Source organism: Pseudovibrio sp. POLY-S9 (assembly GCF_001431305.1).
GTDB lineage: Bacteria > Pseudomonadota > Alphaproteobacteria > Rhizobiales > Stappiaceae > Pseudovibrio.
This window is the reverse complement of sequence record NZ_LCWX01000248.1, coordinates 107,938-114,195: the sequence shown is the minus strand read 5'-3', so window position 1 is coordinate 114,195 and position 6,258 is coordinate 107,938. Positions and strand designations below refer to the sequence as shown.

Here is a 6,258-nt window from a genome sequence, read left to right as displayed (position 1 = left end):
AAGGGCTTTGGCGGGCTGATAAAGCCTGATGGTGCCCCAGTCGTGGCGGGTGCCGTCCTTTGCCACTTCATAGAGCTTGCCACCCTCCTGCTGCTCGCAAAAGACGTCGGGCAGCGCTCCGCCATTCATTGCGGTAACAGAGTGAGTTTGTGTTGGCCACCAATTGCTCAGGTCGTTGACGAAGACCTTGAAGGCCTTTTCCGGACTACAGTCCACTTTGATCATCTTCATCACTGGTGCAATCATTCCCCATCTCCTGTTGGTCGGCAATTTCATTTGCAAAAGCGTCCAGAACACCCTCCCAGAACTGATCAAGGTAATCCCGCAGGGGCGCGATGCCTTCACGCCTAAGCGCATAAAATCTTGAAGTTCCGCGTTGGTATACCTCCACCAGACCAGCGCTCTGTAAAACTTTCAGATGCTGGGAGACCGCCGGTCTGCTGACGCCTTTTGCTTCAGACAACGCTTTGACATTCTTAGGGCCTGCGCGAAGATCCTCAAAGATCTTGCGGCGTGTGTCATCTGCTAAAGCGTGAAGAATCTCTTCGTAAGCCATAACTTACGGTAAGTTTATACTTACTCTTTGTCAAGCACTGATCACAAGGTTATGAAATCGTAATGTCAATTGAGACCAGTAATGCGCCCGCCAAAACTTATAGCTGGCCTGCGGTTATGGTTTAGCTCTATTGTTTCGCAGAACTCAATATCAAGCAATGACGGCGGCGGGCCGAAAAAAGGCATATTGCAGTCTTATCTCAGTCTTAGTGCCATATCAGACGAGGACAAATCATGGTTTTACGCATAAACGACACGATCCCTAATTTGACTGTTCCTACTGATCATGGAGAGATAAGTCTGCACGATTGGGTTGGAGACAGCTGGGCGATCATCTTCTCTCACCCTAAGGATTTTACACCTGTTTGCACGACTGAGTTCGGTGCTGTGGCCCAGCTTGGTAATGAATGGGCCAAGCGTAACACTAAAGTGCTTGGCGTTTCAGTTGATGGTGTTGAAGACCATAAGAAATGGAAAGTCGATATTGAATCCGTCGGCGGCGCAAAGCCCAATTTTGCGATTGTTGCGGATGCTGGGCTGGAGATGGCCAAAGCCTTCGACATGCTGCCTGCTGAATATGTGCTACCTGATGGCCGCACACCTGCTGATTCAGCAACAGTTCGTTCTGTCTTCATCATTGGGCCGGACAAGCAAGTGAAGCTGATGATGACCTATCCAATGACCGTTGGACGAAATTTCGCAGAAATCCTGCGCGCGCTAGACGGGCTTCAGATGTCTGCCAAGGGCGTTGCAACGCCTGCGGACTGGACTGTTGGCGAGGATGTAATCGTGCCCCCAGCCGTCAGTACCGAAGACGCAGAAGTCAAATTTGGCTCTGTGAAAACAGTCCTGCCCTATCTACGATATGTGAGTGCGCCGAGCTAAAAGCTCAAAACACACTCAGCAATAGAAAGCCCCGCAGAGGTGGTCTCCACGGGGCTTTTGAAAGTCTTAATCGGCCAGAGGCTTAGTCAACTTTGCGAACTGCGCCTTTGGATGCACTGGTGGTCATGGCAGCATAGGCCTTCAGCGCGGTGGTAACCTTACGCTTACGCGTTTCAACAGGTTTCCATGCAGCATTCCCTTTTGCTTCCATCGCAGCGCGGCGGGAGGCAAGCTCTTCATCAGAAACACGCATCTCGATTTTACGGTTTGGAATGTCGATATCAATCACATCGCCCTCTTCCAGCAGACCGATGTTACCGCCTTCAGCTGCTTCCGGGGAGACATGGCCAATAGACAAGCCGGAAGACCCACCAGAGAAGCGGCCATCTGTGATGAGCGCGCAGGCTTTGCCAAGGCCTTTGGACTTGAGGTAGCTGGTTGGATACAGCATTTCTTGCATGCCCGGACCGCCACGAGGGCCTTCGTAACGAATGAGAACGATGTCGCCCACTTTCACTTTACCTGTCAGGATCGCGCTGACTGCTGTGTCCTGAGATTCAAAGATGCGTGCTGGGCCGGAGAATGTGAGAATGCTCTCATCTACACCAGCTGTCTTAACGATACAGCCGTCTTCTGCCAGATTGCCGTAGAGCACTGCCAGTCCGCCATCCTGCGAGAAGGCATGTTCTTTGGAACGGATAACGCCGTTTTCACGATCCTCATCAACACCTTCGGCATAGCGTGAGCTCTGAGAGAACGCGACCTGTGTCGGCACACCACCAGGTGCTGCTGAGAAAAACTCGCGTACGCTTGTGCTGTCTGTGCGTTTGATATCCCAGCGCTCAAGAGCATCGGCTAAGTCTTTGGCATGTACTGATTTTACTGAGGTATCGATGAGGCCTGCACGGTCCAGCTCGCCCAGAATACCGAGGATGCCACCTGCACGGTGAATGTCTTCCATGTGGACGTTGGCGATCGATGGAGCCACCTTACACAGCACTGGTACTATGCGAGACAGACGGTCAATGTCTTCCATGGTGAAGTCCACTTCACCTTCCTGCGCTGCGGCCAGCAAATGCAAAACGGTGTTGGTGGAACCGCCCATCGCGATGTCCATAATCATTGCATTTTCAAAGGCTTTGAAGTTTGCAATGTTGCGCGGCAGTGCGCTCTCATCTTCCTGTTCGTAATAGCGTTTTGCCAGATCTACGATCAGGTGACCAGCTTCGATGAACAGGCGTTTACGGTCTGAATGCGTTGCCAGAGTTGAGCCATTGCCCGGAAGGGACATACCCAGGGCTTCTGTCAGACAGTTCATGGAGTTTGCGGTGAACATGCCAGAACAGGAGCCACATGTCGGACATGCGCTGCGCTCGATGCTTTCAACGTCGCTGTCAGAAACGTTGTCATCAGCTGCGGCGATCATTGCGTCGACAAGGTCAACTTTGCGTTTTTCACCGTTTGCGAGCGTTACTTTGCCAGCTTCCATCGGTCCACCAGACACGAATACGGTTGGGATGTTCAGACGCAAAGACGCCATCAACATGCCTGGAGTGATCTTGTCACAGTTGGAGATACAGACCATGGCATCTGCGCAATGTGCGTTGACCATGTACTCTACAGAGTCGGCGATCAACTCACGAGATGGCAAGGAGTAGAGCATGCCGTCGTGGCCCATTGCGATGCCGTCATCGACTGCGATGGTGTTGAACTCTTTTGCGATACCGCCGGCCTGCTCAATTTCGCGAGCGACGAGCTGACCGAGGTCTTTCAAATGCACGTGGCCAGGCACGAACTGCGTGAAGGAGTTGACGACAGCAATAATTGGCTTGCCGAAGTCATTTTCTTTAACACCGGTTGCCCGCCACAGGCCTCTGGCGCCTGCCATGTTGCGGCCGTGTGTGGAAGTGCGCGAACGATAGTTTGGCATCGAAAACCCCAGTCTGGCGAATATGTTTTTTACGCGTTGCGGTATAGTTAGTTTTATCGGACTAATTTGGCAACTTTTCTTCAGCTTACACCACTAATGAGAAAAAGAGTACCCGCGGGTACGCCTCTCCCCTTCTGATCGCTTGAGCATTTCTCGGGTGTCGCCTGCTCGTGCCTCAAGTCTTGCAGCTTTTAGAAGCGGTTAAAGGCAAAACTGGAGAGATCGTGACCAGCTGGTTTCCCTGTGAGCACATCTGCCATAACACGTCCGACAGATGGACCTATTCCAAACCCATGGCCCGAGAACCCTGTCACGATGTGCAGGTTATCCCGATTTGGAGCTCTATCGATCACCGGCAGGAAGTCTGGCATAGCATCAATGAGGCCGCCCCAGGCGGATTTCAGTTTTGTTCCTTTGAGCTGCGGGAAACGATCAGCGAGTGCTTGTGTTAGAGCACCCAGCTCTTTCTGATCAGGTTTGGAGTTGAGGACGCGCATTGCTTCAAACGGTGTTATGTCCGCTCCGGTCCAACGTCTTTTTTGCATCCAGTGATCAGGGTAGTTTTTTGGAGACCATGGTTTGATGCTGGTGCCCTTGAGGTTTTCGGCCATGTTGGGCAGCCATTCTTTCAGGAACCGGAATGAATCCAGACCGATATGATGGGTCTGGTTGTTCTTCAGTGCCAGCGTGTAGCCACCATCCTGACGGCGGCGCATAGCAAAAGTGTTGTCTGAGGCATTTGCCGGGAAGACATCCGGTACGGCTTGCGTTGCTGCAACGGTCAACTCTACAGAAAGTTGAGGCAGTTTAATGCCTGCATTGGCGGCGAACAAAGAAGACCATGCCCCACCTGCCAGCATTACCCGTCCTGCTTTGATCTCGCCTTGCTCTGTGACAACGCCCACAACCTCGCCACCGGACTTTACCAATGTACGAACAGCGTTGTTTTCGCAAATGACAGCTCCAAGTCGCTCTGCAGCTTTTGCGATGCCGAGCGTCGCCTGCCCGGGTTCAGCACGACCATCACTGGCAGTATGCATTCCGCCGATCCAGCGGCCTTCTTTACCTTTGATATCTTCATGAACCTGCGCTCTTGAGATCATGCAGGTATCAAGATCATATTTCCGGCCAAGCTCGACGAACTTCTCGAAGTTTTCCAAGTCCTCATGCTTTTCAGCAAGGTAGTAGACGCCGCTCGCGCTGTAGCCGAGGTCTTCCTCTGTCTCTTCGCTGAGCTCCTCCCACAAACGGCGAGCTTCGATAGAGAGCGGGATTTCCGGCTCATCACGTCCTTGCTGGCGAATCCAACCCCAATTACGGCTGGACTGTTCTCCTGCAACTCTCCCCTTTTCGCAAAGAGTGACACTCACGCCCTTCTTGGCGAGGTAATAGGCGGTACACACACCAATGATGCCCCCGCCGATTATGAGCACATCTGTTTCCTGCGGCTGTTCTCCATGGAACTGCTGCGGTGTATTTTCTGAATAAATCACGTCACTTACTCAAGGAGGTTAGATAAAGGGTCCGAGCTTGATTTTGGAGCCATCGGAAAAACGCGAATAACGGAAGCGCGTCAGGTCGTAGCCTGCTGGTTTGTCCATGAGCAAATCTGCCATTATGCGCCCTGCCGCAGGACCAATGCCAAACCCATGCCCGGAAAAACCCGTTGCGATAAACACGCCCTTTTGCGTCGGGACTTCATCCATGATCGGGACAAAGTCCGGCATTGCATCAATCATTCCAGCCCAACTTTCTTCCATTTGTAGCCCTTTGAGCTGAGGGAAGCGGTCAACCAGACGATCCTGAATGCGTTTGAGGGCTTTCGGGCTCGGATCAGGGTTTAGCACACGACATGTTTCAAACGGTGTGACTTCATCTCCAGACCAATGCCGCTTATGCGCCCATGAATCTGGATAGTTCTTTGGTGGGTTCATGCCAAAGGAAATGCCTTTGAAGGACGCTTTCACAGCAGGAAGCCACTTGAAGAGGTGACGAAACGAGTCCTTACCGATGTAGTGATCATGAATATCACTGACCGCAAGTGTGTAGCCACCATCTACTCTTTTGCGGAACGCGAATGTGCCGTCTGCAGCGTTGCCGTTGAAAAGATCAGGCACAGCCTTGGTTGCAACCACAGTTGCCCGCACACATAGCTGAGGCATGGACACGCCGAGGTTTTGTGCAAAGAGTGAGGACCATGCACCAGCAGCGATCAGGACGCGGTTTGCTTTGATCGTCCCCTTTTCGGTCACAGCACCTGTGAGTTTACCACCTTCAATCTCGAGCGTACGCACTGCACAGTCTTCAACGATCACAGCGCCGTTGCGTTCCGCTGCCCTGCCAATCGCGGGCACAGCTATCCATGGCTCAGCACGGCCATCACTTGGTGTGATCATTCCGCCAACCCATTTGCCATCACGCCCCGGAATTTTGGCGTAGACCTCGTCTTTACTGAGGAGCTTGGTATCGAGTTGATGCTGTTTGGCGAGCTCAAGAAAGTCCTCATAGTTTTTGAGGTCCTCTTGTTTTTCTGCCAGATAATAAACACCCTCCTGGCGAAACCCGAGATCCTCTCCGGTTTCTTTCATCAGCTGCTGCCAGAGCCGGCTGCTTTCCATGGATATGGGGAGTTCTGCGGCATCCCTGCCTTGCTGGCGGACCCAGCCCCAGTTGCGGCTCGACTGTTCTCCGGCAACGCGGCCCTTTTCGCAGAGTGTCACGTTCACACCCTTTTGTGCCAGCCAGTAGGCTGTGCAGATGCCAATCACGCCACCGCCAATAATCAGAACATCAGTCTGCTCTGGAAGGTCGCCGAAGAACTGTTGGGGAGTGGAGCTGGTATAGGTCGCCATGAAGGCCTCTAGGAATCGGATCTATAAATTACAATC

Annotated in this window: 5 protein-coding genes and 1 pseudogene; 1 reads left to right on the top strand and 5 read right to left on the bottom strand. The window is 52.6% G+C overall.

All coding sequences use genetic code 11. The features are described 5' to 3' along the window. Nucleotides 1-246 (bottom strand): annotated as a pseudogene (locus tag PPL9_RS28740) (hypothetical protein); the annotation flags it as partial. After that, a complete protein-coding gene (locus PPL9_RS28735; RefSeq protein ID WP_057465923.1) occupies nucleotides 206-556 on the bottom strand; it encodes a metalloregulator ArsR/SmtB family transcription factor in 351 nt (116 codons plus the stop codon). The gene PPL9_RS28735 and the pseudogene PPL9_RS28740, both read right to left, overlap by 41 nt. A gap of 233 nt (nucleotides 557-789) precedes the next feature. On the opposite strand from PPL9_RS28735, the gene PPL9_RS28730 reads away from it, so the two are divergent. Next, the gene (locus PPL9_RS28730; protein WP_057465922.1) at nucleotides 790-1,440 is read left to right on the top strand and encodes a peroxiredoxin; all 651 of its coding nucleotides are present in this window, start codon (nucleotides 790-792) and stop codon (nucleotides 1,438-1,440) included. 82 nt (nucleotides 1,441-1,522) lie between these two features. Here PPL9_RS28730 and ilvD read toward each other — a convergent pair whose 3' ends face one another. The 3 genes from ilvD to PPL9_RS28715 form a co-directional block, all read right to left on the bottom strand. Continuing rightward, nucleotides 1,523-3,370, bottom strand: a complete 1,848-nt coding sequence (gene ilvD, locus PPL9_RS28725) for a dihydroxy-acid dehydratase (RefSeq protein ID WP_057465921.1) — start codon at nucleotides 3,368-3,370, stop codon at nucleotides 1,523-1,525. Between the two features lie 191 nt (nucleotides 3,371-3,561). Further along, nucleotides 3,562-4,863, bottom strand: coding sequence for an FAD-binding oxidoreductase (locus PPL9_RS28720; protein WP_057465920.1), 1,302 nt, complete (start codon nucleotides 4,861-4,863; stop codon nucleotides 3,562-3,564). An 18-nt stretch (nucleotides 4,864-4,881) separates the two neighbouring features. Continuing rightward, nucleotides 4,882-6,222, bottom strand: coding sequence for an FAD-binding oxidoreductase (locus PPL9_RS28715; RefSeq protein WP_057465919.1), 1,341 nt, complete (start codon nucleotides 6,220-6,222; stop codon nucleotides 4,882-4,884). Between the last annotated feature and the right edge of the window lie 36 nt (nucleotides 6,223-6,258).